Below are 25,111 nucleotides of genomic sequence, written 5' to 3' on the forward strand. Positions count from 1 at the left end.
GGACGAAGAACGGTGCGGCGATGGACATGGACAGCATGGCGTACGGCGGCAGGAGCGGGTTGGGACGGCGCGAGGCGCTGGCCGTCGGCTCGGGGCTGGCCCTGTCGGGCTTTTCCGGCCCGGCCGTCGCGGCGACGGGCGTGCGCTTCCTGCGATCGGCCGAGCAGCTGCGCGCGGCCTACGACATCGTCATCGTCGGTGCCGGCTCGGCGGGCTGCGTGCTGGCCCATCGCCTCGGCCGGGCGGGTCGCCGCGTTCTCGTGATCGAGGCCGGCGGTCCGGCGACGCTCCCGGCGGTCGCCGATCCGCCGCAATGGCCGACCCTGTCGGGCGGGCCGCTCGACTGGCGCTACGCCACGGTGCCGCAGCCCGGCCTCGGCGGCCGCGTCGTGCCCTATCCCCGCGGCAAGGTGGTCGGCGGCTCCAGCATCATCAATGCGCTCGCCTACCAGGCCGGCCATCCGGCGGCCTACGACCGCTGGCCCGAGGGCTGGCGCCATGCCGACCTCCTGCCCTTCTTCAGGCGGGCCGAGACCTTCTCGGGCGGCGGCGACGCATGGCGCGGCGGCGACGGGCCGCTCCACGTCCTGTCGCTCGCCGACGTCGAGGACCGGACGCCGGTCGCGGCGTCCTTCCTCGCGGCGGCGCGCGAACGCGGCTTCGCGATGACCGCCGACCTGGGCGGCGCCGTCACGACGGGCGCGGCCTGGAACCAGCTCAGCGTCCGGGGCCATGTCCGTGACGATGCCGCGACGGCGTTCCTCGGGCGCCTCGAGGGCGCGGACGTCGACGTGCTCGTCGAGACGCAGGTGCTCGGTCTCGCGATCGAGAGCGGCCGCTGCGTCGGTGTGCGGATCGCGGGGCGCGTCCTGCGCAGCGAGGGCGAGGTGCTGCTCTGTGCCGGCGCCGTCGATTCGCCGCGCCTGCTGATGGTCTCGGGCATCGGTCCGGCCGACGCCCTGCGCGCGCTCGGCATCGGCACCGCCGTCGACCTGCCCGAGGTCGGTCAGCACCTTCAGGATCACCTGCTGCTGGCCGGCGTCGCCTACCGGGCGCGGCGCGCCGTGGCGCGTTCGCACTACAATCACGCCGATGCGCTGCTCTACGTGCCCGCCGCGCGGGACGACGAGCCTCCGGAGCACCTCGTGATGTGCCTCTCGCTGCCCTTCGTGCAACCGGCTGTGGGCGCGATCGAAGGGCCGGCCTACACGCTGGTGCCCTGCCTGATGCAGCCGCGCAGCCGGGGCAGCGTGCGGCTGGCGTCCGCCGATCCCCGGGCGCCGGCGCTGATCGATCCCGGCTACCTCACCGAACCCGGCGACCTCGCGAGCCTCGTCGAGGCCGTGAGCCTTGCCCGCGAGATAGGCGCGGCCGCTGCGCTCGACGACTGGCGGCTGGAAGAGGCCTTTCCCGGTCCGGGCTGGGCGGACCCCGCGACGCGGCCCGAGTTCATCCGCCGCGCCGCGCGATCGTTCCACCATCCGGTCGGTACCTGCCGCCTCGGCGCCGTCGTCGATGCGGCGCTGCGGGTCCGCGGCGTGGCCGGCCTGCGCGTTGTCGACGCCTCGGTCCTGCCCGGCCTGCCGTCGGCCATGATCAACGCCGCCGTGACGGCCGTGGCGGAGCGCGCCAGCGGCCTGGTCCTGGCCGGATGAATGCGCGGCAGGGGCTTGTCCCGCGATCGCCCGAAACCTCCTTTTGTTATATATCAATAGCTTAGCGCCATCCCTCTAATTGCACCGCTGTAGAAGCCAAAGTTATTGTTCTGACAGTGCAATGACGCTACATCAGCCCCGGGAAGAGACGCGTGGTTTGGGGAAGCCGACGCGTCGAGAGGAGGTGTGGACATGACACTCAGAACGGTGCTGGCGCTCGCCACCCTGGTCGGAGCGGGATTCTCAGTGGCGGCACTGTCGCCGTCGATCGACTTGTCGGCCGCGGCCCAGGGGGCCTCGCCGCCGGCACAGGCGGCGACGCCGCGCGATCCGACCTGCACGACGCAGTACGCGGCCCAGGCCGACGTCTCGGCCGGGACGCTGGTGACGCAGAACTACCAGATCAAGGCGGCCGTGCCCGGCGGCCTGTGGCTGCAGAAGGAGAAGGACGTCTTCTACTGCAACTCGGGCATCGTGGCCGACGGCGATACGATGTGCTGGAAGCTGACGGGTCCGGTCCGCGGGCAGGCCTGTTCGGATGCGGCCCAGAAGGCCGCCTCCAAGCCGATCTCGAACTGACCGTCGCCCGTCGTCGGGGCGTGGACATGAAGAGAGGCGGGATCGCGTGCGATTCCGCCTCTTTTCATTCGCGTGTATCGAGTCTGTGGCTCAGCGGCCCTCGCGCCACCAGGCGGTGCCGAGGGCCAGCAGGAAGGCGGCGGCGACCAGGATACCCGGCAGCAGCGGGATCTGGTTGATGCCGGCGACCGTGTAGCCTTCGTTGCGGCGCAGGCCGATCCAGTCCGAGCCGCCGGCGGCGCGGCCGGGGCGGACCGAGCGGATGTCGGGCTCGCCGGTGTCGGAGAGCCACATCGCCGTGCCGCCGGTCGCCTCGGCGAACGGCTTCAGCTTCGCATCGGTGGCGCGCACGTCGGAGAATTCCAGCGGGTCGGGATTGCCGACCGCGGCCACCGTGTTCAGCGTACCGTCGTCGAAACGGTAGAGACCCGGCTTCTCGACATCGACCACGCCCACTCCCAGGCCGGGGCTGGCCTGGCGCAGCTCGATGGTCCGCGTGCTGCCGTCCGGCGAGGTCATCGTCACATTGGGGAAGGTCGCGGCCAGCGTGCGCCGCGAGACCTCGATGCGGCCGCCGACCGACGTGGCGCGCAGCGCCTCTTCCTCGAGATCGGGTTCCTTCATCAGCCAGTGCGCGACGCGGCGCACCAGCTCGGGCTGCGGTCCGCCGCCGTCGATGCCGCGATTCCACAGCCACAGATGGTCGGACATGAGCTGGGCGACCCGTCCTTCGCCGACGCGGTCGAGGATGACCAGCGGCCGGTCCTCGGCGCCGGACATCACGGCATTGCCGTGCTCGGTGCGCGAGGTCACGACCCGGAACCAGCGGCCCCAGTCCGGTTCCTTCCCCGGCTCGCCGGCCTGCGGCAGGTTGGCGGTCACGGGATGACGCTGGCCGATCTCGGTGACCTTGGGCTTGAAGCCGGTCTCGAGCACGTCGCCGAGCGGCGCGGCGGGCAGCACGGTCCCGAGCGGCGTGCGGTAGAGCGAGCGCTGGGTGGCGAACACCGGCCCGACCGAGACCAGCAGCGCGCCCCCCTGCTTCACGTACTCGGCGATGTTGCGGAAATAGTCGCGCGTGATCAGGTTCCCCGACTCGTAGCGGTCGAAGATGATCAGGTCGAACTCCTTGAGCTTCTGCTCGAACAGCTCGCGCATCGGGAAGACGATCAGGCTGAGCTCGCGCACCGGCGTGAAGTCGTCCTTCTGCGGCGTGCGCAGGATCGTGAAGTGGACCAGGTCGACGGCCGGATCGCTCTTCAGCAGGTTCCGCCATGCCCGCTCGCCCTGGTAGGGCTCTCCCGAGACCAGCAGGACGCGCAGCCGGTCGCGCACGCCGCTGATGGTGAAGAGGGCGCGGTTGTTGTCGAGGGTGAGCTCGTTGGGGCCCGCCGCCACCTCGATCTCGACGACGTTGGCGCCGGGGTTGCCGACGGTGATCGGCACCTCGATGTCGCGTCCCACCGGCACATCCATGCGGCGCACGACCTCGCCGCCGACCGAGAGGGTCACCGGGGCCGTGCCGCCGCCCGGATCCTCGACCCGGAACTTGGTCGTCACCTCGCGGCCGACCACGCCGAAGCGCGGCGACTGCTCGAGCACGATCAGCCGGTCGCGCTCGCCCTTCCTGCCGGCGATCAGTGCATGGACCGGTGCGCCGCCGAGCTCGGGCAGCGTCTTGGAATCGTCGAGTGCCGGCACGTCGTGCACCTGGCCGTCGCTCAGCAGGATCACGCCGGCCAGACGCTCCGGCGGCACCTCGACCAGCGCCGAGCGCATCGTCTCGATCAGCCGCGTGCCGCCCGGCCGCTCGCTGCCGAGCTGGATGTGGGCCGGCGGCAGCACCGCCTCGCGCACCTCGAGTCCTTCCTGCTGGCCGAGCTTCTTCTTCAGCGCCTCGCGGGCGGCGGTCACCTGGGTGCGGCGATCGCCGATCGACATCGAATCGGAGTCGTCGACCACGACCAGCGCCACGTCGGCGATCGGCTTGCGCTGCTCCTCGACCAGCGACGGGTTGGCGAGCGCCGCCATCACCACGAGGAGCGCGCCGAGCCGCCACCAGGTGCCGCGCGCGCGCGCGAGGAAGCCCAGCGCGACGAGGACGAGGCCGAGCGCGCCCAGCCCGCCGAGGATCTCCCACGACAGAAGCGGGTCGAAGGCGACCGAGACTGCCGATGTCGGGTTCATCGCCGCAGCCTCTGCATGATGTCGGGCAGGTGCACCTGGTCGTCCTTGTAGTTGCCCGTCAGGGCATGCATCACGAGGTTCACGCCGACCCGGAACGCCATCTCGCGCTGCGTCTCGCCGCCCGGCGAGACCGGCATGATGCCGCGCCCGCGCTGGTCGACCGCCCAGGCGCCGATATAGTCGTTGGAGCCGATGATGATGGTGGTCACGCCGTCATTGACCCGGCCGCTGCCCGCCTCGATCCACAGCTTGCCGCCCGACCAGCGGCCCGGCATGTCGCTCAGCAGGTAGAACGACCGGGTCAGCACATGGTCCGTCGGCATGGCGACCAGCGGCGGCGTCTCGATGCCGCCCAGCAGCCGCTTGAGGTCTGGATTGCCGCCCGAGCGCCGGTCGAAGCTCATCTGCTGGTCGCGCGTGTCGACGAACAGGATGCCGCCGGTGCGCAGGTAGCGATCGAGCGCGGCCGAGGCGCGCGGCGACAGGGCCGGCTGGCTCGGCGTCACCGCCCAGTAGATCAGCGGGTAGAGCCGCGGCTCGTCCTTCTCGAGGTCGAGGCCGACCGGATCGGCCGGCTCGACCGAGGTGCGGCTGCGCAGCACCTCGCTCAGCCCCTCGAGCCCCTGGCGCGTCAGGTCGTCGACTTCCTTGTCGCCGGTGACGATGTAGGCAAGCCGGATGTCGAGCGAGCCCTTGAGCGCCTGCTCCTCGCTGAGCGGCGGCGGTCCCGGCCGCTGGTCGGCGGCCCGCCCGTCGGGCGCCGGCATCAGCGTCGCGGCGAACAGCAGGAGAGCGGCCGGCGCCGCCCGGCCGGTGCGACGGCCGAAGCGCAGTGCCCGGCCCATCAGGCCGCGCAGCCACAGCGACAGGAAGAGGTCGAGCAGCAGCAGCCCCAGCGCGGCGAGCAGGAACCAGCGCGACAGGTCGGTCTCGCCGCCCTCGCTCAGCCGGTCGGTCTGCACGCCGGCCGGCAGGACCAGCGGCTTCGGCGCGTCGACATGGCCGCCGATGTTGAACGCCACCTGGGCGTTCTCGTCGCCGTAGAAGCCGGGCGGGGTCGCGGGCCTGGGCTTGAAGGTCTGGTTGGCATCGGCCGGCAGCATCTGCGCACCGGCCGGCGGCGCGCCGAGCCGGCCGAATCCGTCCAGCGTCCGCCACGGCTTCAGTGCCTTGTTGACGCCGTCGCCGGCGACGCCGCGCGACAGGATGACCAGACGCTGCAGCATGTTCACGAACAGACCCGAGAGCGCCATGTTGCTCCAGCCGGCGTTGGCGGTGGTGTGGAACAGGACCAGCCAGCCTTGGCCGCGCTTCTCGGCGGTGACCAGCGGCGTCCCGTCGGCCAGCCGCGCCCAGGTCTTGTCGGCGAGATCGGGTGTCGGCTCGGCCAGCACCTGCTGGCTGATGCGCACGTCCTTGGGCACCGGCAGGCCGAGGAAGGGGCTGTTGGTCGGGAACTCGGCCAGCGCGCTCGGCTGGCCCCAGCTCATGACGCCGCCCAGCGCCCGGTCGCCCAGCCGCAGGCGGGTCGGCACCAGCGGGTCGTTGCCGGCCGCGAGGTTGGGGCCGGCGAAGCGCACGGCGACGCCGCCGCGCTCGATCCACTTGGCGATCTCCTCCCGGTCGTTCGCCGAGGGCGCGGCGCCGTCGGGGATCAGAAGGACGGCCGTGTTGCGGTTCAGCACCGTCTCCCGGTCGCCGATCGTCAGGCTGACATAGGGATCGATCGCCTTCTCGAGATAGTAGACTTCCTGCAGCAGCGGCTGGCCGGCCGCGGTCGGCCGCTCGCCCAGGACGGCCACCGGGCGGCGGCGGTTGCGCTCGTCGAGCAGCACGGCCGAGCCGGCGCCGCCCTGGGTCTCGATGTCGAGGCGGGCCATGCGGTTGCGCAGCTCAGGCGGCGCCGGCAGCACGCCTTCGCCCTTGGTCTCGCCGGCGCCGAAGTCGAGCTCGATGCGCGCCACGATGCGGCCGGCCTCGTCGGAGGCCTGGACCGCCACCTTGCGCGGCCCGTCGGCCTCGGGCCGCAGCGCCTGGACCTTGAGATCGCGACCCTCGGCGACCGGCGGCAGCAGCAGCAGCGGAGACGTCGCCTGGTCGGGCAGGACAACCTGCAGCCCGTCGAAGCGGCGCAGGCGCTGCGCGAGCCGGGTTGCGCCCTCGTCCTCGAGACCGTCGCTCAGCCATACGACGGTGGCCGCGGGATCGACCTGAAGGCCGTCGATGGCCGTCGCGACCGCAGCGCGATCGGTCGGCCAGGGCTTGGGCCGGAAGGCCCGGAGCACGGTACGGGCCTCGTCGGCGCGCAGCGCGCCGCGGCGGACCGTCGGGGCGTCGAGCGGCAGGGGTGCGGTGCCGAGCAGCACGACGGGCCGCTGGGTGCGCTCGGCGCGCTGGATCAGCCGCTCGGCATGAGCGATGCGCGTCGTCCAGCCGGGCGCCGACGACCAGCCGTCGTCGATCACCAGCAGGAGCGGGCCCTTGCCCGGCAGGTCGGTCTGCGGGTTGAGCAGCGGTCGCGCCACGGCGAGGATCAGCGCCGTCGCCAGCAGCAGCCGCAGCAGCAGCAGCCACCACGGCATCTTGGCCGGCGTCTGCTCGGTCGGCTCCAGCCCGATCAGCAGCCGGATCGCCGGGAACCGGATCACCTTCGGCAGCGGCGGGATCATGCGCAGCAGCCAGTAGATGACCGGCAGCGCCAGCAGGAGCGCCAGCATGCCGGGCGCCGCGAAGGCGAAGGCGCCGAAGCTCAGCATGCGGACACGCGGAAGCTCGCCGGCCTCCCCGGCGAAGCTGGGGAGGTGTCGCCGTCACACGGCGACGGAGGGGTCATGGGCTTCAGTGCCGAGGCCCATGACCCCTCCGTCCGCTTCGCGGACACCTCCCCACGCGGAGCGTGGGGAGGAAGGCTTGAAAGGAGCTCGCTCATCACGTCACGCCGCCAGCCGACGCAGGTCGGCCATGGCGAGGTAGAGCGACAGCAGGACGGTCTGCGGCGACTTGTCGGTGCGATGCAGGTGGACCGTCCAGTCGGTCGAGCGGGTGAGATGCAGGAGCCCTTCCTTCTGGGCCGCCAGCCGCGCGCCGTAGGCCTCGCGGACGCCCTCGACGCGGCGGATCGTGTGCTGGCCCTCGGCTTCCAGGCCCTCGAACTTCACGTGGCCGTTGAACGGGAGGTCTTCCTCCGCCGGGTCGAGGATCTGCACGAGATGGCCGCGCAGGCCGCCGCCGGAATAATGGCGGATCACCGCCTCGATCCTGTCCAGCGGGTCGAGCCAGTCGGAGATCAGCACCACGGTTCCGTGCGCCGGCAGCGGCAGGAGCGGCGGCAGGCTGGGCAGCGCGGCGCCCCGGTCGGCAACCTGTCGCGCCTCGTCGAACAGCGTCTCGGCCACGCGGCGCACCGCCAGCCGCCCCGAAATCGGCCGCATGCCGGTGCCCAGAACCGCCACGCGCTCCCCGGCATCGGACAGGAGGCTGGCCAGCGCCAGGGTGATCAACTCGGCCCGCAGCGCCTTGGTGTCGCTGTTGCGCAGCGAGGCGTACTGCATCGACGGCGATCCGTCGCGCCACAGCCAGACGCTGGCCGCGGCTTCCCATTCGGTCTCGCGCACGAACAGGTGGCGGCTGCGCGCGCTCTGCCGCCAGTCGATCTGGCCCGCGCTGTCGCCAGCACGGTAGGGCCGGTACTGCCAGAAGGCATCGCCCTGGCCGACGCGCCGGCGGCCGTGCACGCCCTGAATCACGGTCGCGGCGACACGGTCGGCCGCCACCATCAGCGCAGGCAGCGTTCCGGCGAGTTCGAGGGAACGATGAAGGGTGCTGGAGGACGCCATTACGCTTCGAATTGCAAGCCCTGCGCCAGCCTAAGCCAGCCGCGCGCACATCTGGGCGATCACCGTTTCCACCGTCACGCCCTCGGCGCGGGCGGAGAAGTTCACCGCCATGCGATGGCGCAGGATCGGTCCGGCGAGCGCCACGACGTCGTCGATCGACGGGGCGAGCCGGCCCTGGATGATGGCGCGCGCGCGGCAGGCCAGCATGAAGGCCTGGCTGGCGCGGGGGCCGGGGCCCCAGGCGACGCGCTGGCGCACGACGTCGAGGTCGGACGTATCGGGGCGGCCGGCGCGCACCAGCTTCAGGATGGCGTCGACCACGCTCTCGCCGATCGGCAGGCGGCGGACGAGGGCCTGCGCCGCCATCAGGTCGGCCGGCGTCAGCGCCTGGGTCGCCGTCGGCAGGGTGGCGCCCGTGGTACCGATCATGATCTGGCGCTCGGCCTCCTCGTCGGGATAGCCGACGTCGGCCTGCAGCAGGAAGCGGTCGAGCTGGGCCTCGGGCAGCGGGTAGGTGCCCTCCTGCTCGAGCGGGTTCTGGGTCGCCAGCACGTGGAAGGGGGCCGGCAGATCATAGGTTTTTCCCGCCACCGTGACGTGGCGCTCCTGCATGCTCTGCAGCAGGGCCGACTGGGTGCGCGGGCTGGCGCGGTTGATCTCGTCCGCCATCAGAAGCTGGGCGAAGACCGGGCCCGAGATGAAGCGGAACGAGCGCCGTCCCGTGTCGCTCTCCTCGAGCACTTCGGAGCCCAGGATGTCGGCCGGCATCAGGTCGGGGGTGAACTGGATGCGCTTGGTCTCGAGCCCCAGCACGACGCCCAGCGTCTCGACCAGCTTGGTCTTGGCCAGACCCGGGACGCCGATCAACAACAGGTGCCCACCGGACAGCAGCGCAACCAGTGTTTGATCGATGACATCCTGCTGGCCATAAATGACCCTGCCGATGGCCGCGCGGGCGGCGCGCAGCTGGCCGCCCAGACGTTCGATGTCGGCCAGGGCGGCGAGGGCATCGGCGTCGGTTGCGGTCGAAGTGTCTGGGGCCACTGGGGCGCTCCTGTTGTCCGAGGGATCGAGTTGAGGGAAGCCCAGAATTGAGGCCGGAACAAGGGCATGACGGTTGACGAAATCGTGCGGCGGGTCAGCGAACGCAGTCGGCGTTTGGCATCCGGTTTGCCCGTACCCCACCCACCCCTGGGCAGCGACTTCTCGCTGAACGGCGTGGTCCCCTCGCCGGCTGCCTTCCGGCCGGCCGCCGTGCTCGTGCCGCTGGTCGTTCGCGAGCCCGCCATCACGGTGCTGCTGACCCAGCGCACCGACGACATGCCGAGCCACGCCGGCCAGATCGCCTTTCCCGGCGGGCGCACCCAGAAGGAAGACGCCGATGCGGTGGCGACGGCGCTACGCGAAACCGAGGAAGAGGTCGGGCTGTCGCGGACCTTCGTCGACGTGCTGGGCGCGGTCGACCCCTACCGGACCGGCACCGGCTACGAGATCACGCCGATCGTCGGCATCGTGCGGCCGGGCTTCACGACCCATGCGGATCCGCGGGAAGTGGCGGACGTCTTCGAGGTGCCGCTCGCGCATTTCCTGGACGAGCGCAATCACCGTATCGACAGCCGCCTCTACCAGGGTCGGGAGCGGCGCTACTACGCCATGCCCTATGGCGACCGCTATATCTGGGGGGCCACCGCCGGCATGCTCAAGAACCTGCACTTCGTCCTGACCAGCTAGGCCGTCATGCTGCGCATCGTCCTGATGGCCCTCATCCTGGTCCTGGTGCCCACCGTCGCCTTCTTCCTCTGGGCGTGGGGCGTGAAGATCAAGGAGCAGCGCAAGCTCGCAGGCACCCTGCCGGACTGGCAGGACCTGCCGTTCACCTGGCTCGCCATCGCCGGCCTGGTGCTCGCCATCGCGGGCTTCGTCCTGCTGTTCTTCACCCAGAGCCAAGGGTACGGCGGCCTGTTCGCGCCATGACGGCGTCGTGCGCATCCGGCGAAGGTTCGCGGTGATCCCCGGCTGGATGGGCAAGGGGCCGGTGCGGCGGCTGCTCGACGCGCTGGCCGCGGGCGGGGTCGAGGCGCGCTTCGTCGGCGGCTGCGTGCGCGACTGGATCGCGGGCCGGACGGTGGGCGAGATCGACCTCGCAGTCGACCGGCCACCGGATGTCGCGACGCGCGTGCTCGAGACAGCGGGTATCAAGGTCGTGCCGACCGGGGTGCGGCACGGAACGGTCACGGCGGTGGTCGACGGCCAGCCGTTCGAGCTCACGACCCTGCGCCGCGATGTCGAGACCGACGGCCGCCGCGCCGTCGTCGCCTTCACCGACGACTGGCGCACCGACGCCGAACGCCGGGACTTCACCTTCAACGCGCTCTACGCCGAGCGCGACGGCACCATCCACGACTATTTCGACGGCCGGGCCGACCTCGCGGCGGGCCGCGTGCGCTTCATCGGCGATCCCGACCGGCGCATCGCCGAGGATCGGTTGCGCGTGCTGCGCTTCTTCCGCTTCCACGCGTGGTACGGACGGCCGCCGCTCGACGGGGAAGGCTTCCAGGCCTGCCGGCGCAACGCCGCGACGTTGCGCAGCCTGTCCGGCGAGCGCGTCGCCAAGGAACTGCTGCGCACCCTCGTGGCGCCGGGCGCGGCGGCAGCCGATGCGCTCGATGCGATGCTCGAGGCCGGCGTGCTCGATCACTGGCTGCCCGAATATGCCGGCAGCGCGCGCCTGCGCGCCCTGGCGGCGCGCGAGGAGGCCGGGAAGGAGACGGCAGACGGCGTGCGGCGGCTGGCGGCGATCCTCCCTGCGGCGGCAGACGCCACGGCGATCGGCAAGCGCCTAAAGCTGTCGACGCAGCAGTCGCTGCGGCTGTCGGTCCTGCTGCCGCCGGAACCCGCGATCGACGTCGCGGCCGGACCGCCGGCCTGGCGCGCCGCCCTCTACCGGCTGGGCAGCCGCCTGTTCATCGACCGGCTGCTGCTGTCGATCGATGCACCGGGCGACTGGCAGGCAGCACTCGACCTGGCGCGGCGGTGGACGCCACCCGAGCTGCCGGTGGGCGGCCGCGACGCGCTCGCCCTCGGCCTTGCGCCGGGGCCCCAGGTCGGACGGCTGGTCGAGGCGGTCGAGGGCTGGTGGGTCGCGGGCGACTTCGCGGCCGACCGGGCCGCCTGCCTCGCCGAGCTCGCGCGTCTGGCAAAGAGCGCGCCGTGATCCGTCCGGGCCTTTCCTTCGCGCTGTGGCTGGCGCTGGCCCTGTTCGTGGTGCTGAACAACGCCGTCGGCGACACCTGGATCGGCCTGTCGCTCAGCGTGCGCGCCGTCGAATGGTACAAGGCGATCGTGCCGCTGCCCTATGCGGCGATGCTCGCGGTGATCCACGCCCGCCGCACGGCGGGGCCGCACTGGCTGCCGGCGGCGCTGCTGGCGGCCGTGCTGTGGCCGACCTCGACGCTCCTGGTCGACTTCGCCTATGCGCGGCTGCTCTACGATTCCGATCCGCTCGCCTTCCTCGACCGGTTCGGCGGCCCCTATCCGCTGTTCCTGGCCGGCCTCGTCGTCCTGCCGCTGCTCGCCGGCACCCTGGTCGGCCGGCGCTAGAAGCTCACGGCCACTTCACCTCGGGCGGCAGCGACATCAGGATCGCCTCGACGTTGCCGCCGGTCATCAGGCCGAACCGCGTGCCGCGATCGTGCAGCAGGTTGAACTCGACGTAGCGGCCGCGGCGCACGAGCTGGTGCTCGCGCTCGGCGGCGGTCCACGGCTCGTTCATGCGGGCCCGCACGATGCGGGGGTAGACGTCGAGGAAGGCCTCGCCGACGTCGCGGGTGAAGGCGAAATCGCGCTCGAAGTCGCCGCTGTCGAGGTCGTCGTAGAAAATGCCGCCGACGCCGCGCGGCTCGCCGCGGTGCGGAAGGTGGAAGTACTCGTCGCACCATTGCTTGAAGCGCGGATAGTAGGTCGCGTCGTGGCGGTCGCAGGCTGCCTTCAGTGAGCCGTGGAAGGCCTGCGTGTCCTTCTCGTCGGGCACCATCGGGGTCAGGTCGCCGCCGCCGCCGAACCAGGCGCGGGTGGTGACGATGTGGCGGGTGTTCATGTGCGCCGCCGGCACCCGGGGCGAGCGCATGTGGGCGACCAGCGAGATCCCGGTCGCGAAGAAGCGCGGATCCTGCTCGGCGCCGGGAATCTGCCGGCGGAACTCCGGGCTGAACTCGCCGAACACGGTCGAGACGTTCACGCCCACCTTCTCGAACACGCGGCCGCGCATCAGCGACATCACGCCGCCGCCGCGATCCTCGCCGGCGGGGCCGGGCTCGCGCCGCCACGGCTTGCGCTCGAAGCGTCCCGGCGCGAGGTCGCGGTGGGGGCCGGTGAGCTCGTCCTCGATCCGCTCGAACACGGCGCAGAGACGGTCGCGCAGCCCCTCGAACCAGGTCCGGGCGGCATCCTTGCGTCGCTCCACGAGCGCGGCGTCGGGCAGGGGCGTGGGAGTGCTAGTCGGCGAGCGCATCGTATCCGGAGGTCTGGCGGAGGGCCTCGCTCACTACCATGGCCGCCGCCAGGGCGACATTCAGCGACCGCACCCCGGGCTGCAGCGGGATGCGCAGCCTGAGATCGGCCGCCTCGTGGACCTCGGCCGGCACGCCGGCGCTCTCGCGGCCCACCAGCAGCGTGTCATCCGGCCGGAAGGCGACGTCGGGGAAGGGCACGGCCCCCAGGGTCGTCAGGAGGACTAGGCGGCCGGGCGCCCGGTCGCGCCGGAAGGCCGCCCACGAGGCGTGCCGGACCAGGGTCGCCCGGTCGAAGTAATCCATCGCGGCCCGCCTCATCCGCCGGTCGTCGACCGGGAAGCCGCAGGGCTCGATCAGGTCGAGGGGAAGGCCCAGGCAGGCCGACAGGCGGATGCAGGCCCCCAGATTCTGCGGGATGTCGGGCTCGAAAAGGGCGAGACGCATGGCTCCGTCCGTTTTTCGTCCGCGCCGCGGAAAGGCGGCTCTGCGGCACGCTGTCACACAACGGCAGGGCTCCGGCCTGCGACCAACAGAGCCTTGAAACATAAGGTCCTTTTGCGGTCTAAGTCTCAATCTCCTCGGGGGAGCGCAAGAGAGCAATATGGCAACACCCAGCATTCCGGCCGGCGGGCATGGCGACCCGACCCGGCGCGACTTTCTCATGGTCGCGACGGGCGCCCTCGCCGGCGTCGGCGCCGTCGCCACGGCGTGGCCCTTCATCAACAATCTCAATCCCGCGGCCGACACGCTGGCGCTGGCCTCGATCGAGGTGAACGTGCAGCCGATCCAGGTCGGCCAGGCGATCACGGTGAGCTGGCGCGGCCAGCCGCTGTTCATCCGCCACCGCACGCCGGAGGAGATCAAGGAGGCCGAGGCCGTCCCGCTCTCGGAGCTGCGCGATCCCCAGACCGACAATGCGCGCTGCACCGACACGGCCAAGAAGGTCCGCCCGGAGTGGCTGATCCAGGTCGGCGTCTGCACCCATCTGGGCTGCGTGCCGCTGGGCAACAAGCCGGGCCAGCCCAAGGGTCCGTTCGGCGGCTGGTTCTGCCCCTGTCACGGCTCGGCCTACGACACGTCGGGCCGCATCCGGCAGGGGCCGGCGCCGCGGAACCTGGCGATCCCGCCCTACCTCTTCACGTCCGACACCCTCGTCAAGATCGGCTGATCTTCCGTCCGATCGCCTGCACGGGATCGCTCCAGGAGCTGCAGAAATGGCCTCGTCACACGGCACGCCGCCGGTCTTCAACAACAAGGTGATCGCCTGGATCGATCACCGCCTGCCGGTGTTCTCGTATCTGGAGAAGGAATACCACACCTTCCCGACGCCGCGGAATTTCAACTACTTCTGGAACTTCGGCGCCATCGCCACGGTGATGCTGGTGCTGATGATCGCCACCGGCGTGGTGCTGGCGACCAACTACATGCCGAACGTGCTGATGGCCTTCGACTCGGTCGAGCGCATCGATCGCGACGTGCCGATGGGCTGGCTGATCCGCGACATGCACATGAACGGCGCGTCGTTCTTCTTCATCGCGGTCTACATCCACATCTTTCGCGGCCTCTACTACGGTTCCTACAAGGCGCCGCGCGAGCTGCTGTGGATGCTGGGCGTGGTCATCTTCCTGCTGATGATGGCGACGGCCTTCATGGGTTACGTGCTGCCCTGGGGCCAGATGAGCTTCTGGGGCGCCACCGTCATCACCAACCTGTTCTCGGCCATCCCGGTCGTGGGCGAGTCGATCGTGCACTGGCTGTGGGGCGGCTTCTCCGTCGACAACGCGACGCTGAACCGCTTCTTCGCCTTCCACTACCTGCTGCCGTTCGTGATCGTGGCCGTCGTGGCGCTGCATGTCGTGGCGCTGCACATCCACGGCTCGAACAACCCGCTCGGCATCGATCCGAAGGGCCCGCAGGACACCGTTCCCTTCCATCCGTACTACACGATGAAGGACGGGTTCGGCACGGTCGTGTTCCTGATCATCTATGCCGGCTTCGTCTTCTTCGCCCCCGACTATCTCGGGCATCCCGACAACTACACCCCGGCCAATCCGCTGGTGACGCCCGAGCACATCGTGCCGGAATGGTACTTCCTGCCGTTCTACGCGATCCTGCGCGCGGTGCCCGACAAGCTCGGCGGCGTCATCGCCATGTTCGGCGCCATCGCCGTGCTGTTCGTGCTGCCCTGGCTCGACACGTCGCGGGTCCGCTCGGCCACGTTCCGCCCGATCTACAAGTGGTTCATGCTCGTGCTGGTGGTCGACGTGATCGTGCTCGGCATCTGCGGCGCCCACCCGCCGGAGGGCTGGTACGTGCCGATCTCGCAGCTCGCGACGGTCTACTACTTCTTCCACTTCCTCATCCTGCTGCCGATCCTGGGCAAGATCGAACGGCCGTTGCCACTGCCCCCCAGCATCGCCGACTCGGTGCTCAAGAAGGCGGGTTAAGGACATGCGCAAGTATTTCGCCTCGGGCGCCCTCGCGCTCGCCTCGCTCGCCGTCGGCACGCTCGCCGTCGGCGCAGAGAGCCTTTCCGCCTACGAGGCCGAGAACAAGCTGCCGGAGAAGCATTGGCACTTCCAGGGACCGTTCGGCACCTACGACCGCGCCGCCGCCCAGCGGGGCTACCAGGTCTATGCCGAGGTGTGCGCCGCGTGCCACTCGATGTCCCTGATGTACTACCGCAACCTGACCGAGCTCGGCCTGACCGAGGACCAGGTCAAGGACCTGATCAAGGACATCCAGGTTTCCGACCTCAACGACGAGGGCCAGACGGTCGACCGTCCGGCCAAGCTGTCGGATCGTTTCAAGAGCCCGTTCCCCAACGCGCTGGCCGCCGCCGCCGCCAACAACGGCAAGGCGCCGCCCGACCTCAGCGTCATCGTGAAGGCGCGTGAAGGCGGACCGAACTACGTCTACGGGATCCTCACCGGCTACGTGCCGTTCGACAAGCTGTCGCCCGAGGTGATCAAGGCGTACGACGTCTCCAAGGACGACAACTTCAACAAGTACTTCCCCGGTCACAAGATCGGCATGGCGCCGCCGCTCAGCGACGACAAGGTTCAGTACGCCGACGGCACCAAGGCGACGCTCGACCAGGAAGCCGCCGATGTCACGGAGTTCCTGGCCTGGGCCTCGGAACCCCATCTCGAGGCGCGCAAGCGCACGGGCATCCGCGTCATCCTCTTCCTGCTGGCGCTGGCCGGCATGATGTACGCGGTCAAGCGGGCGGTGTGGGCCGACAAGCACTGATCGCTCGCCGATCCTTGCATCGACCTGGGCATTGATCCGGGCGCGCCCCTGTCGGGGCGCTCCGGACGGCGCGTCAGGCGCTCCGCCGGCTGCGGCGTTCGATCGCCTCGTGGCGCGCCAGCAGGCGGCGCGCCCGGTCGATCACCGGGATGTCGATCATCTTGCCGTCGACGGTGAAGGAGCCGCGGCCCTCCGCGGCCGCCTTCTCGTCGGCCGCGATCAGCCTGTGGGCCTGCGCGATCTCCTCGGCCGGCGGCGTGAAGGCCTCGTTCAGGGCCTGCACCAGTCCCGGATGCACGCAGGTCGCGCCCGAGAAGCCGAAGCGTCGCGCCCGCTCGGCGCTCCTGCGATAGGCCTCGGGATCGGTGTAGTCGGCGACGGTGCCGAGGATGCCGATCATCGGGACGCCGTGCGCCTGGGCCGCGAAGGCGACCAGCCGCTTGGGCAGCTCGAGCGTCTCGTCGCCCGGGATCGAGCCGGTCTCCAGCGCGAAGTCCTCGCCGCCCAGCATCATGGCGATGACGCGTGGGCCGCGCTCGGCGATGTCGTTGATCTCCGCCAGGGCGCGCGGATGCTCGATCATGACGCCGAAACCGACGCCACCCACCGGCATGCCGCGCTCGCGCTCCAGCTCGCTCACCACCTCGTCGAGCAGGCGCAGATGGCCCACGCCTTCCGTCTTGGTGACGAACAGCGCCGCAAGCCCCGGCCGAACGGCCGCCTCGATGTCGGGCACGGCGAGCCGGAGCGGCCGGTTGATCCGCACGGCGACGTCGGCGCCGCCGCGCACCACCTTTTCCATCGTGTCGGGCAGCAGGGCGCGCGCCCTCGGCTTCTCGGCCGGCGTGACGCTGTCCTCGAGGTCGACCAGGACGCAGTCGGCGCCGCGCTCGTGCGCACGGTCGATGAATTTCGGGACGTTGCCCGGCACGTAGAGGATCGAGCGCCAGACGGGTGCTGTTGGGCGGTTCACGCTACTTCTTCTTTCCCTTGTTCTTTTCCTGGGAGATCGCGCCGGCAGCGCAGAGCTTGTCGTACTCGACGTCGCCCAGCAGGGGCTTCAGCAGCGCCTCGTTGTGCTCGCCGATCCTGGGCGCGGCCGCGCGCAGGGCGCCCGGAGTGCCCGAGAGGCGCGGCACCACCGGATGGGTGGGCAGCGTGCCCATCTCGTCATCGTCGATCTCGATCAGCGCCTCGCGCTCCAGCACGTAGTCGTCGGCCACGATCTGGGCGATGTCGTACACCGGCCCGATGGTGACGCCGGCCTCGTCGAAATACTTCAGGTTCTCGTCGAGGTCGCGTTCGGCGATGAAGCCGCCGATGATGCGGTCGAGCTCCTCGCCGTTCCGGACGCGCTCGATGTTGGTGGCGAACCGCGGATCCTTCGCCAGCTCGGGTCGGCCGATCTTGACCAGCACCCGCTCGGCCATGCCCTGCGTCGAGGCGGACAGGCACACCCAGTGACCGTCCCTGGTCTGGTAGACGTTGCGCGGCGCGGCATTGGTCGAGCGGCTGCCGGTGCGCACCTTCACCTCACCCGTGAGCCTATGGTTGGCGGCCTGCGGCCCCAGCACCGAGAACAGCGGGTCGAACAGCGGCAGGTCCATGACCTGCCCCATGCCGCCGTTCATCTCGACCTCGCGCAGCGCCACCATGACCGCGCCGTAGCCGTAGAGCGCCGCCATGGCGTCGGCCAGGTACATCGGCGGCAGCACCGGCTCGCGGTCGGCGAAACCGTTCATCGAGGCGAAGCCGCTATAGCCCTCGATCAGCGTGCCGAAGCCTGGCTTGTGGCGGTAGCGCCCGTCCTGGCCCCAGCCGGAAATGCGCACGATGACGAGCTTGGGATTGATCGCGTGCAGGTCGGCCGGCGCCAGGCCCATGTCCTCGAGCACGCCGGGCCGGAAGCTTTCGACCAGGATCTGGGCCGACCTTGCGAGCTCGCGCACGATGGTCCGGCCGGCATCCGAGCGCAGGTCGAGCGCGACGCTCTTCTTGTTGCGGCTGTAGACCTTCCACGCCGTCTCGATGCTCTTGACCCGCCACGAGCGCAGCGTGTCGCCCTCGGGCGGCTCGATCTTGATGACCTCGGCGCCGAAATCGGCGAGCTGCAGGGTCAGCACGTTGCCGGCGACCAGTCGCGAGAGGTCGACCACGCGGACCCCGTTCAGGGGGCCGCGTGCGGTCGGTGTGAGGGGTTTCTTTGCGGGTCTCTTCGTCATTGCTGGGGGCGCGCCACTCCAGTGGCGCGTCTTCTCTTGGCTGTTTGGCCCGCGTTTGCCTCGCCCGCCTCATGAGCGAGCCGGAGGCTCGCGGTCCGGAAGATCATGATCGCGCTACTGGAGGAGCGCGCGCCCGGCTAGCCGACGTGCTTGCCGAAGAACTCCATCGTGCGCGCCATGGCCTGCCGGGAAGCGGCCGCGTCGTAGCTGCCGCGCTCGTCGCAATGGAAACCGTGATCGGCCGGGTAATCGAAGATCTGCACGTCGGGATGAAGCTTGCGCAGCTCGTTCACGTGCTCCATCGGGATGTGCATGTCCTTGTCGCCGAAATGCATCTGTGTCGGGACCTTGGCCTTCTCGTTCTTCAGCCCGTGGATGCCGCCACCGTAGTAGGCCGAGACCGCGTCGGGGTTGAGCCGCGTCGCCGCCAGCCAGGAGATGGTGCCGCCCCAGCAGTAGCCGGTGACCGCCACCTTGCGGGCGCCGCGCTTCTTCAGCTCCTCGATCGCCGCCTCGACGTCCTGCACCGGCTTGTCGAAGCCCAGTTCCATCACGTACTTGCGGCCTTCGGCGATCGTGTCCGGCGTGTAGCCCAGCTCGACGCCCGTCTTGATATGGTCGAAGAACCGGGGGGCAAGGGCGAGATAGCCGTCGGCGGCGAACTTGTCGGTCACCGCCCGGATGTGGTGGTTGACGCCGAAGATCTCCTGGATGACGACGATGCCGCCCTTGGGCGACCCCTTCGGGGTGGCGAGATAGGCGCCGATCTCGCCGGCCTTCGACTTGAGACGAATATCCTCGCCCATGAAAAATCCTCCCGGTTGCGGCCGGCATTGGACATGGTAATGGGCCGCCATTCAACACGTCCCCATCGGGGAGCGAAAGCGAGCGCGAGAGCCAGCGATGTACATTCCCAAGCCTTTCGAGGGCAGCGAAGCCGTCGGCCGCGAGATCATGCAGGCCCATAGCTGGGCCCTGCTGATGACCGCCGACAGCCAGGGCGCGCCGCTCGCCACCCACCTGTCGCTGCTGTGGCAGGACGACGGATCCGAGCACGGCTCGCTGATCGGCCACATGGCGCGCGCCAACGACCACTGGAAGCTGTTCGATCGCGGGACCGACTCGCTCGCCCTCTTCTGGGGACCGCACGCCTATGTCTCGCCGACCTGGTACACGCCGGGTCCCAAGGTGCCGACCTGGAACTATGTCACGGTCCACGCCTATGGCCGGCCGCAGGCCATCGAGGATACGGCGGGCGCCCTGGCGGTGCTGGCCCGCCTGGCGGCGGCCTACGAGGGCTCGGCGCCCGATTCCTGGAGCCTCGACCGGCTGCCGCCCGGCAATGCCGAGGCGCAAACCCGCGGCATCGTCGCCTTCCGCATGCCGCTCGCGCGCGTCGAGATCAAGATCAAGCTCAGCCAGAACCGCGACCTCGAAGACCGCCAGCGCGTGATCGCGAAGCTCGAGGCCAGCGACGGTCAGGATGCACGGGCGACGGCGGGGTGGATGAAGCGGGTGCTGCCCTAGGCGGCATCGTCAGGGCTGCCGGTTGCCGCAAATCGGCATGGCGATCCGCAACCGTTCGCCCGCAACCTCGACGTCCTTGAAGCGCGGCGCCACCGGCTCGACCTTGCCGGTACGCAATGCGTCTCGCACGCCCGGACAGGAAAGCTTGTCGCGGATCTGGCCGACGGCTGCCCACGTGCCGTCGGCCATTCGAGCGAAGACTGTGGCGAAGAAGGGATCAGAGAGCAAGATTTCGGGTTCGTTGTCGCCCGTGAGGTCGATCAGGCTCGCCTCGCACTTGACTTCCGCCGTCGTCAGGCAGCGCGGCGTGGGAATCGCGGGCAGCCTGCTGGGTTTCCAGTCCTGACTCAGGAAGTCGGCTGGCAAGGCATCGCCAGCCGGTCGCACCACGGTGATGTTTCGCCGCCGCGTATCGGCGGTCGCACCGCTTGCCGACCGCGTCGCCTTCGAGCGCAGTTCCTCGATGCGTGCCGTGATGCGCGCAGCGTTGGGCCCCTGTGGGCTGGTCCGCAGGCGGTCGTAGGCGTCCTTGCCGTAGCGGCCGCCGCGATGCTCGAGGAAGGCAAAGTCGAACTTCTCGGGCACCACGCGCCCGGATTCCAGGCGGCCGACCTGATCGGCCACCGAGATGCGCGTCGGATCGGCGAGCGGCGTCAGCAGCGCGAGCAGGCCGGCGCCGACGATGAACGCCGAGATGATGTTGGTCGTGGGCAGGCCGCGCAGGGCCGGGCCCGATCGCAGCGCGGCAAGGGCATAGCCCAGTGCGTGGGCCGCGAGCATGACGAGATAGGCGCAGGCAATGACCCGCGACGGGGTCCAGCCATACTGGTCGACGCGCAGGCCGAGCCCGACGGACGCCAGCACCACCAGCGGGACCAGCATCAGCGCAGCCAGGAATCGCGTGTAGACCAGCAGGCGGCCACCGCCGGGCGCCTCGCCGTCCTGATAATGGCTATTGATCAGCAGGATGAGGAGGGCGGCCGCCACCATCAGGCTGCGGGTCGCGTAGCGCGTGTGCCACAGCGGGTCGAGGCCGGTGAAGAACAGGGCGACGAGGAAGGCCGCACCGATCACGGTCAGAACCGGCATCAGCCAGGACATCAGGTTGAGCAGCAGCGTCCGCGCGCCGCGCACCAGGTTTGCCTGGTGGTCGGTCAGGTGCAGGGAGACGCTCACCGCGACGGTCGTCGCCGGTAGCCAGAACCATCGCTTGGCGATCGTCTCGCCGACGATCTGCACCTCGATCGACCTGAACAGCCAGGCGCCCAGCCACAGGACGCCCCAGAAGAGGCTGACGAAAAGGGCGGAGAGGGCGAGCTGCGTGACCTGCTTCCACGAGACCTCGAAGTAGGTGGTGAAGCCGGCGATCGGCTTGCGGTCGACGTCTCCTGCGGTGACCAGGGCATTGGCGATGAAAAGCAGGCATGCCAGCGATGGCGTGAAGGCGCTCAACGGCTCCCACCAGATCCAGAAACCGCTCGTGGACTGCCGCATTGCGGACGCGGCGTGGTAGCCGACCGCGGCGCATATCAGGGCCGAGGCTGCGGTCCACGCGAGAAGCGTGCGCAGGCGAAGATTGCCGAAGCCGGAGATGGCGACGAGCGGTGCGAAGACCAGGGCCACCTGCAAGGCGACCAGCGCTTCGGGCTGGTCCGGGGGCCAGAGCTTCTGCTCGTTGACGATCGACAGCCAATAGAGCGCGATGCCCTGCGCGAGGCCGATCGTGACGCGCACGACGGCTGCGCGGTTCGCCGAGGAGACGAGAGGGTCCATGTGACAGGCTCCGCCACCGATCCTGCTACCTGAGCGAGCAGGATCGGAAGCCTATCACATGGATCGCGAGCCTTACTTCGCCTTCAGCAGGTCCGTGACCTTGAGCAGGATCAGCTCGTTGTCGTCCGACTTGCCGAGGGCGCGTCCCGACGAGAAGGGCAGGTTGTTGTCGTTGCCGACGATGATGCGGTCGCCGTCGACGAGGTCGACGTTCTCGATCGTGAAGAATGGGAAGGTGAGCTTGCCGTCCTTGCCGCCCTGCCGGGCGACCTTCTGGGGATCGTCGATGTCCATCAGGTCGATGTAGCCGACCTTCTTCACGAACCCGTCGGCGTCGGCCTGGGAAAAGTCGATCTTGTAGATCCGCTTGAACTTCGCCGGCACGTTGAAGCAGTCGACCTTGATCGCGTTCGCCATGCAGGCGAAGGCGGCGTCGCCCTCCGTGTCGTCGCGCTCGATGATCAGGCCCGTGCTGGCGTCGATCAGGTTGAAGTCGCCGATCGAGTTGGTGGGCTGCTCGAGAGCGTACTTCCAGCTCTTGCCGGTCCAGGCACCCTTGTCCACGTCGAACTCGAGGATGCGCAGGAAGCGCTGGCCGTCGCGGGCCTCGGGCTCGCCCTTGTCGCCGGCCAGCAACGGCCCTTCGAGCAGCGGATAGAGGGTCTTGCCGTCGGGCGAGACCGCCATCCCCTCGAAGCCCTTGCTGCGCCGGGCCTCGAACCTCACCGGCCCGGGCGTTGCCGGCATGACGAGGCCGGGATGGTCCGGAGAGCGCACGGTCTTGCCATCGACCACGGTGTCGTAGACCGCCAGCACCTTGCCGGTTCGATCGGTCTTGATCAGGTACGGGCCGAACTCGTCGCCGAACCACAGCGCATCGCCGATCGGCTGGATCGATTCGATGTCGAAGTCTGAGCCCGTGAGATAGCGCCTGGGCGTGTTCTCGTTGACGATGCGGAACGGCACCTTGCGGTCGGGATCGTTCAGGAATCCGGTCGAGACCCGCTCGACAGCGCCGGTCTTCCAGTCCGGCTTCACGATGTGGAACATCAGCATGGCGTCGGGCGAGTTCGCCTTGTTGCCGAAGCCGTTGTCGCTCAGCGTCAGGAAGGTGCCGTCGCGCAGGTTCTTGATGCCCGAGAAGCCCTGCACGGGCTGGCCCTTGAACGGCAGGCTGAGCCCCGTCGGACGCGGCGCGGACTTGTCGGACAGCGCCGAGTTTCCGGCGACGCTCTCCGGAGCGTCGACCCGCTTGCCGGGCGGGCCGGCATAGCGGCCGGAGATCTGCAGGTCCTGCGGCGCATCGGCCGGCGGCGGCACGAGCGTGAGGGCCGGCAGCACCGCCTGGCCTTCGAGCACCGCGGGATACTTGGTCTGGGCGCTGACGGAGGCGGCCAGCAGGAGGCCGGCCGCTGCCGCCATCAGGAAGGGTTGAGTACGCATGTCGTCTCCTTGTCGTCGACGATGCGGTGCTAGCGGGGAGGCGCTACGGTTTGGCGACGGCGCCTGTGGATGCCCGGTGCATCGACTACGGGCTGTCACGGTGTCGCAACAATTCGGTAACGACGCCATCGCCGGCCGGGAGTAGGCGACAGGAAAACCTCCACAGGAGACTTGGGATGGACCGGCGCAGCCTCGGAGATGTCGACCCGGAAGACATCGGATCCAATCGCAGCGGCGAGACGACGATGGGCGAGCTGATCGCGCGTCGCCTCGGGCGTCGGGCGGCCTTGCGTGGCCTCGCCGGAGCGGGCGCCGCCGCGGCGCTGACCGCCGATCTTCTCGGCAACACGGCCCTGGCCCAGGCGACCGGGCCGTCGACCCTGACCTTCAAGGAAGTGCCGCATGGCCTGGACAGGATGCATCACGTCCCCGAGGGCTACGAGGCGCAGGTGGTGATCCGCTGGGGAGATCCGGTCGTGTCCGGTGCGCCGGCGTTCGACCCGACCGCCCTGACCGTCGCCGCGCAGGAGAAGCAGTTCGGCTACAACTGCGACTTCATCGGCCTGCATCCGCTGCCGGCGGGAAGCCCGGCGGGCGACCGCTTCCTGATGGTCGTCAACCACGAGTACACGGATCCCGGCCTGATGTTCGCGGGGCTGGGGGCCGGCCGGAACGTCAACCTCAAGGCGTCGAAGCCGCAGGTCGAGGTCGAGATGGCCGCCCATGGCGGGTCGGTGATCGAGATCCAGCGCGACAACGGCACCTGGAAGGTCGTGCCCGAGTCGAGGTACGCCCGTCGCATCACGGGGACCTCGCCGATCGACGTGTCGGGACCGGCCGCGGGTCACGACAAGCTCAAGACCTCGGCCGATCCGACGGGCCGCAAGGTCCTGGGCATGCTGAACAACTGCGCCGGCGGCTCGACGCCCTGGGGCACCTGGCTGACCTGCGAGGAGAACTTCAACGGCTATTTCGGCGGCGACGCCGACAAGATGCCGGATGCCAAGGCGTACAAGCGCTACGGCGTCTCCAAGGCGACCTGGTATGCCTGGGCCCAGCACATCGACCGGTTCGACGTCGAGAAGGAACCGAACGAGCCCAATCGTTTCGGTTGGGTGGTCGAGATCGACCCGTACGATCCGGGCTCCCCGCCGGTCAAGCGCACGGCGCTGGGCCGCTTCAAGCACGAGGGCTGCACCTACGCCCTGGCCAAGGACGGCCGCGTGGTCTTCTACACCGGCGACGACGAGCGCTTCGACTATGTCTACAAGTTCGTCACCGCCCGCCCCTGGAATCCCAATGACCGCGCCGCGAACAAGGACCTGCTCGACGAGGGCACGCTCTACGTCGCGCGCTTCAACGACGACGGCAAGGTCGAGTGGCTGCCGCTGGTCCACGGCCAGGGGCCGCTGACCGCGGAGAACGGCTTTGCGAGCCAGGCCGATGTCGTGATCCAGGCGCGCATGGCGGCCGACCTCCTGAAGCCGACGCCGATGGACCGTCCCGAGGACATCGAGACCAATCCGGCGACGGGTCGCGTCTACGTCATGCTGACCAACAACACGCGACGTACCGAGCAGCAGGTGAACCGAGCCAACCCCCTGGCGCGCAACGCCCATGGCCATGTCATCGAGATCGCGCCCAAGGATGGCGACCACGCCTCGGCGGAGGGAACCTGGTCGATCTTCCTGGTCGGCGGCCGTCCCGGCATGGATCCGGGGGCGCGCTACCACCGGCAGGTGTCGGAGAACGGCTGGCTGTCCTGCGTCGACAACTGCGCGTTCGACAGCAAGGGGCGCATCTGGATCGCCACCGACGGCGCGCCGACGGCGGCCGGCATCGCGGACGGCCTCTACGGCGCGGACACGACGGGCTACGGCAAGGGCCTGACGCGATGCTTCTTCCAGGCGCCGAGCGGCGCGGAAGTCTGCGGCCCCATCGTCACGCCGGACGATTCGACGGTGTTCCTGGCCATCCAGCATCCCGGCGAGGATGCCGGCTCGAGCTTCGACAAGCCGTCCACGCGCTGGCCGGACTTCCAGGAGAACATGCCGCCGCGCCCCTCGGTCATCGCCATCACCAAGAAGGGCGGCGGACCGATCGGGTCCTGAGAAGGGGCGGCCGAT

General features: G+C 69.8%; 22 protein-coding genes. 11 read left to right on the plus strand and 11 right to left on the minus strand.

The genetic code is table 11. The features are described 5' to 3' along the window. Positions 1 to 26: 26 nt before the first annotated feature. Complete coding sequence (locus tag ACO073_RS07160) at positions 27 to 1,655, plus strand: GMC family oxidoreductase (RefSeq protein ID WP_421996468.1); 1,629 nt, start codon at positions 27 to 29, stop codon at positions 1,653 to 1,655. Between the two features lie 192 nt (positions 1,656 to 1,847). Beyond that, positions 1,848 to 2,234: a hypothetical protein gene (locus ACO073_RS07165; protein ID WP_421996469.1), complete on the plus strand. Its 387-nt coding sequence runs from the start codon at positions 1,848 to 1,850 to the stop codon at positions 2,232 to 2,234. A 90-nt stretch (positions 2,235 to 2,324) separates the two neighbouring features. Here ACO073_RS07165 and ACO073_RS07170 read toward each other — a convergent pair whose 3' ends face one another. The 4 genes from ACO073_RS07170 to ACO073_RS07185 all read right to left on the minus strand — a co-directional run bounded on the left by ACO073_RS07170 (position 2,325) and on the right by ACO073_RS07185 (position 9,301). Next, positions 2,325 to 4,421: a hypothetical protein gene (locus tag ACO073_RS07170; RefSeq protein WP_421996470.1), complete on the minus strand. Its 2,097-nt coding sequence runs from the start codon at positions 4,419 to 4,421 to the stop codon at positions 2,325 to 2,327. Next, the gene (locus ACO073_RS07175; protein WP_421996471.1) at positions 4,418 to 7,177 is read right to left on the minus strand and encodes a DUF4159 domain-containing protein; all 2,760 of its coding nucleotides are present in this window, start codon (positions 7,175 to 7,177) and stop codon (positions 4,418 to 4,420) included. The genes ACO073_RS07170 and ACO073_RS07175 overlap by 4 nt, the downstream gene beginning before the upstream one ends. 177 nt (positions 7,178 to 7,354) lie before the next feature. After that, positions 7,355 to 8,257, minus strand: a complete 903-nt coding sequence (locus ACO073_RS07180; protein WP_421996472.1) for a DUF58 domain-containing protein — start codon at positions 8,255 to 8,257, stop codon at positions 7,355 to 7,357. Positions 8,258 to 8,287: 30 nt separating this feature from the next. After that, positions 8,288 to 9,301, minus strand: coding sequence for an AAA family ATPase (locus ACO073_RS07185; protein WP_421996473.1), 1,014 nt, complete (start codon positions 9,299 to 9,301; stop codon positions 8,288 to 8,290). A 126-nt stretch (positions 9,302 to 9,427) separates the two neighbouring features. On the opposite strand from ACO073_RS07185, the gene ACO073_RS07190 reads away from it, so the two are divergent. The 4 genes from ACO073_RS07190 to ACO073_RS07205 are packed head-to-tail and all read left to right on the plus strand — an operon-like array spanning position 9,428 to position 11,857. Next, a complete protein-coding gene (locus ACO073_RS07190; RefSeq protein ID WP_421996474.1) occupies positions 9,428 to 9,988 on the plus strand; it encodes a CoA pyrophosphatase in 561 nt (186 codons plus the stop codon). Positions 9,989 to 9,994: 6 nt separating this feature from the next. Further along, the gene (locus ACO073_RS07195) at positions 9,995 to 10,231 is read left to right on the plus strand and encodes a hypothetical protein (protein ID WP_421996475.1); all 237 of its coding nucleotides are present in this window, start codon (positions 9,995 to 9,997) and stop codon (positions 10,229 to 10,231) included. A gap of 7 nt (positions 10,232 to 10,238) precedes the next feature. Then, the gene (locus ACO073_RS07200) at positions 10,239 to 11,471 is read left to right on the plus strand and encodes a CCA tRNA nucleotidyltransferase (protein ID WP_421996476.1); all 1,233 of its coding nucleotides are present in this window, start codon (positions 10,239 to 10,241) and stop codon (positions 11,469 to 11,471) included. Further along, positions 11,468 to 11,857 (plus strand): hypothetical protein, encoded by a 390-nt coding sequence (locus ACO073_RS07205; protein WP_421996477.1) that lies wholly within the window; start codon positions 11,468 to 11,470, stop codon positions 11,855 to 11,857. The genes ACO073_RS07200 and ACO073_RS07205 overlap by 4 nt, the downstream gene beginning before the upstream one ends. Before the next feature lie 4 nt (positions 11,858 to 11,861). Here ACO073_RS07205 and hemF read toward each other — a convergent pair whose 3' ends face one another. Both hemF and ACO073_RS07215 read right to left on the minus strand, forming a co-directional pair. Continuing rightward, entirely contained in the window at positions 11,862 to 12,767 is a 906-nt protein-coding gene (hemF, locus tag ACO073_RS07210; RefSeq protein WP_421996478.1) for an oxygen-dependent coproporphyrinogen oxidase, read from the minus strand. Then, entirely contained in the window at positions 12,751 to 13,212 is a 462-nt protein-coding gene (locus ACO073_RS07215) for a tRNA (cytidine(34)-2'-O)-methyltransferase (protein ID WP_421996479.1), read from the minus strand. Before ACO073_RS07215 ends, hemF begins: the two co-directional genes overlap by 17 nt. A gap of 157 nt (positions 13,213 to 13,369) precedes the next feature. On the opposite strand from ACO073_RS07215, the gene petA reads away from it, so the two are divergent. From petA to ACO073_RS07230, 3 genes are read left to right on the plus strand one after another with little or no spacing between them, the layout of a single operon-like run. Next, positions 13,370 to 13,936: a ubiquinol-cytochrome c reductase iron-sulfur subunit gene (gene petA, locus ACO073_RS07220; protein ID WP_421996480.1), complete on the plus strand. Its 567-nt coding sequence runs from the start codon at positions 13,370 to 13,372 to the stop codon at positions 13,934 to 13,936. Positions 13,937 to 13,982: 46 nt separating this feature from the next. Next, complete coding sequence (locus ACO073_RS07225) at positions 13,983 to 15,215, plus strand: cytochrome b (RefSeq protein WP_421996481.1); 1,233 nt, start codon at positions 13,983 to 13,985, stop codon at positions 15,213 to 15,215. Between the two features lie 4 nt (positions 15,216 to 15,219). Beyond that, positions 15,220 to 16,020 carry a cytochrome c1 gene (locus tag ACO073_RS07230; RefSeq protein WP_421996482.1) on the plus strand — a complete coding sequence of 267 codons (801 nt, stop codon included), beginning with the start codon at positions 15,220 to 15,222 and terminating at the stop codon, positions 16,018 to 16,020. A gap of 73 nt (positions 16,021 to 16,093) precedes the next feature. Here ACO073_RS07230 and ACO073_RS07235 read toward each other — a convergent pair whose 3' ends face one another. The 3 genes from ACO073_RS07235 to ACO073_RS07245 all read right to left on the minus strand — a co-directional run bounded on the left by ACO073_RS07235 (position 16,094) and on the right by ACO073_RS07245 (position 19,048). After that, the gene (locus ACO073_RS07235; protein ID WP_421996483.1) at positions 16,094 to 16,993 is read right to left on the minus strand and encodes an HpcH/HpaI aldolase/citrate lyase family protein; all 900 of its coding nucleotides are present in this window, start codon (positions 16,991 to 16,993) and stop codon (positions 16,094 to 16,096) included. Between the two features lies 1 nt (position 16,994). Beyond that, complete coding sequence (locus ACO073_RS07240; RefSeq protein WP_421996484.1) at positions 16,995 to 18,242, minus strand: CaiB/BaiF CoA transferase family protein; 1,248 nt, start codon at positions 18,240 to 18,242, stop codon at positions 16,995 to 16,997. A 137-nt stretch (positions 18,243 to 18,379) separates the two neighbouring features. Beyond that, a complete protein-coding gene (locus ACO073_RS07245; protein WP_421996485.1) occupies positions 18,380 to 19,048 on the minus strand; it encodes a dienelactone hydrolase family protein in 669 nt (222 codons plus the stop codon). Positions 19,049 to 19,145: 97 nt separating this feature from the next. On the opposite strand from ACO073_RS07245, the gene ACO073_RS07250 reads away from it, so the two are divergent. After that, positions 19,146 to 19,769 (plus strand): FMN-binding negative transcriptional regulator, encoded by a 624-nt coding sequence (locus tag ACO073_RS07250; protein WP_421996486.1) that lies wholly within the window; start codon positions 19,146 to 19,148, stop codon positions 19,767 to 19,769. Positions 19,770 to 19,778: 9 nt separating this feature from the next. On the opposite strand, the gene ACO073_RS07255 is transcribed toward ACO073_RS07250, so the two are convergent. Further along, positions 19,779 to 21,542 carry a DUF4153 domain-containing protein gene (locus ACO073_RS07255; RefSeq protein WP_421996487.1) on the minus strand — a complete coding sequence of 588 codons (1,764 nt, stop codon included), beginning with the start codon at positions 21,540 to 21,542 and terminating at the stop codon, positions 19,779 to 19,781. A gap of 72 nt (positions 21,543 to 21,614) precedes the next feature. After that, positions 21,615 to 22,985, minus strand: coding sequence for an esterase-like activity of phytase family protein (locus tag ACO073_RS07260; RefSeq protein WP_421996488.1), 1,371 nt, complete (start codon positions 22,983 to 22,985; stop codon positions 21,615 to 21,617). A 176-nt stretch (positions 22,986 to 23,161) separates the two neighbouring features. Between ACO073_RS07260 and ACO073_RS07265 the strand changes: the two genes are divergently transcribed. Then, complete coding sequence (locus ACO073_RS07265; RefSeq protein ID WP_421996489.1) at positions 23,162 to 25,096, plus strand: PhoX family protein; 1,935 nt, start codon at positions 23,162 to 23,164, stop codon at positions 25,094 to 25,096. The last annotated feature ends 15 nt before the right edge of the window (positions 25,097 to 25,111 follow it).

The organism is Reyranella sp., assembly GCF_965229815.1.
Lineage (GTDB): Bacteria > Pseudomonadota > Alphaproteobacteria > Reyranellales > Reyranellaceae > Reyranella.

Coding starts and splice junctions, on each gene's coding strand:
- ACO073_RS07170 (WP_421996470.1), bottom strand. CDS start 4,421: ATGAACCCGACATCGGCAGTCTCGGTCGCCTTCGACCCGCTTCTGTCG.
- ACO073_RS07245 (WP_421996485.1), bottom strand. CDS start 19,048: ATGGGCGAGGATATTCGTCTCAAGTCGAAGGCCGGCGAGATCGGCGCC.
- petA (WP_421996480.1), top strand. CDS start 13,370: ATGGCAACACCCAGCATTCCGGCCGGCGGGCATGGCGACCCGACCCGG.
- ACO073_RS07265 (WP_421996489.1), top strand. CDS start 23,162: ATGGACCGGCGCAGCCTCGGAGATGTCGACCCGGAAGACATCGGATCC.
- ACO073_RS07195 (WP_421996475.1), top strand. CDS start 9,995: ATGCTGCGCATCGTCCTGATGGCCCTCATCCTGGTCCTGGTGCCCACC.
- ACO073_RS07240 (WP_421996484.1), bottom strand. CDS start 18,242: ATGACGAAGAGACCCGCAAAGAAACCCCTCACACCGACCGCACGCGGC.
- ACO073_RS07215 (WP_421996479.1), bottom strand. CDS start 13,212: ATGCGTCTCGCCCTTTTCGAGCCCGACATCCCGCAGAATCTGGGGGCC.
- ACO073_RS07175 (WP_421996471.1), bottom strand. CDS start 7,177: ATGCTGAGCTTCGGCGCCTTCGCCTTCGCGGCGCCCGGCATGCTGGCG.
- ACO073_RS07250 (WP_421996486.1), top strand. CDS start 19,146: ATGTACATTCCCAAGCCTTTCGAGGGCAGCGAAGCCGTCGGCCGCGAG.
- ACO073_RS07255 (WP_421996487.1), bottom strand. CDS start 21,542: ATGGACCCTCTCGTCTCCTCGGCGAACCGCGCAGCCGTCGTGCGCGTC.
- hemF (WP_421996478.1), bottom strand. CDS start 12,767: ATGCGCTCGCCGACTAGCACTCCCACGCCCCTGCCCGACGCCGCGCTC.
- ACO073_RS07180 (WP_421996472.1), bottom strand. CDS start 8,257: ATGGCGTCCTCCAGCACCCTTCATCGTTCCCTCGAACTCGCCGGAACG.
- ACO073_RS07160 (WP_421996468.1), top strand. CDS start 27: ATGGACAGCATGGCGTACGGCGGCAGGAGCGGGTTGGGACGGCGCGAG.
- ACO073_RS07230 (WP_421996482.1), top strand. CDS start 15,220: ATGCGCAAGTATTTCGCCTCGGGCGCCCTCGCGCTCGCCTCGCTCGCC.
- ACO073_RS07225 (WP_421996481.1), top strand. CDS start 13,983: ATGGCCTCGTCACACGGCACGCCGCCGGTCTTCAACAACAAGGTGATC.
- ACO073_RS07165 (WP_421996469.1), top strand. CDS start 1,848: ATGACACTCAGAACGGTGCTGGCGCTCGCCACCCTGGTCGGAGCGGGA.
- ACO073_RS07260 (WP_421996488.1), bottom strand. CDS start 22,985: ATGCGTACTCAACCCTTCCTGATGGCGGCAGCGGCCGGCCTCCTGCTG.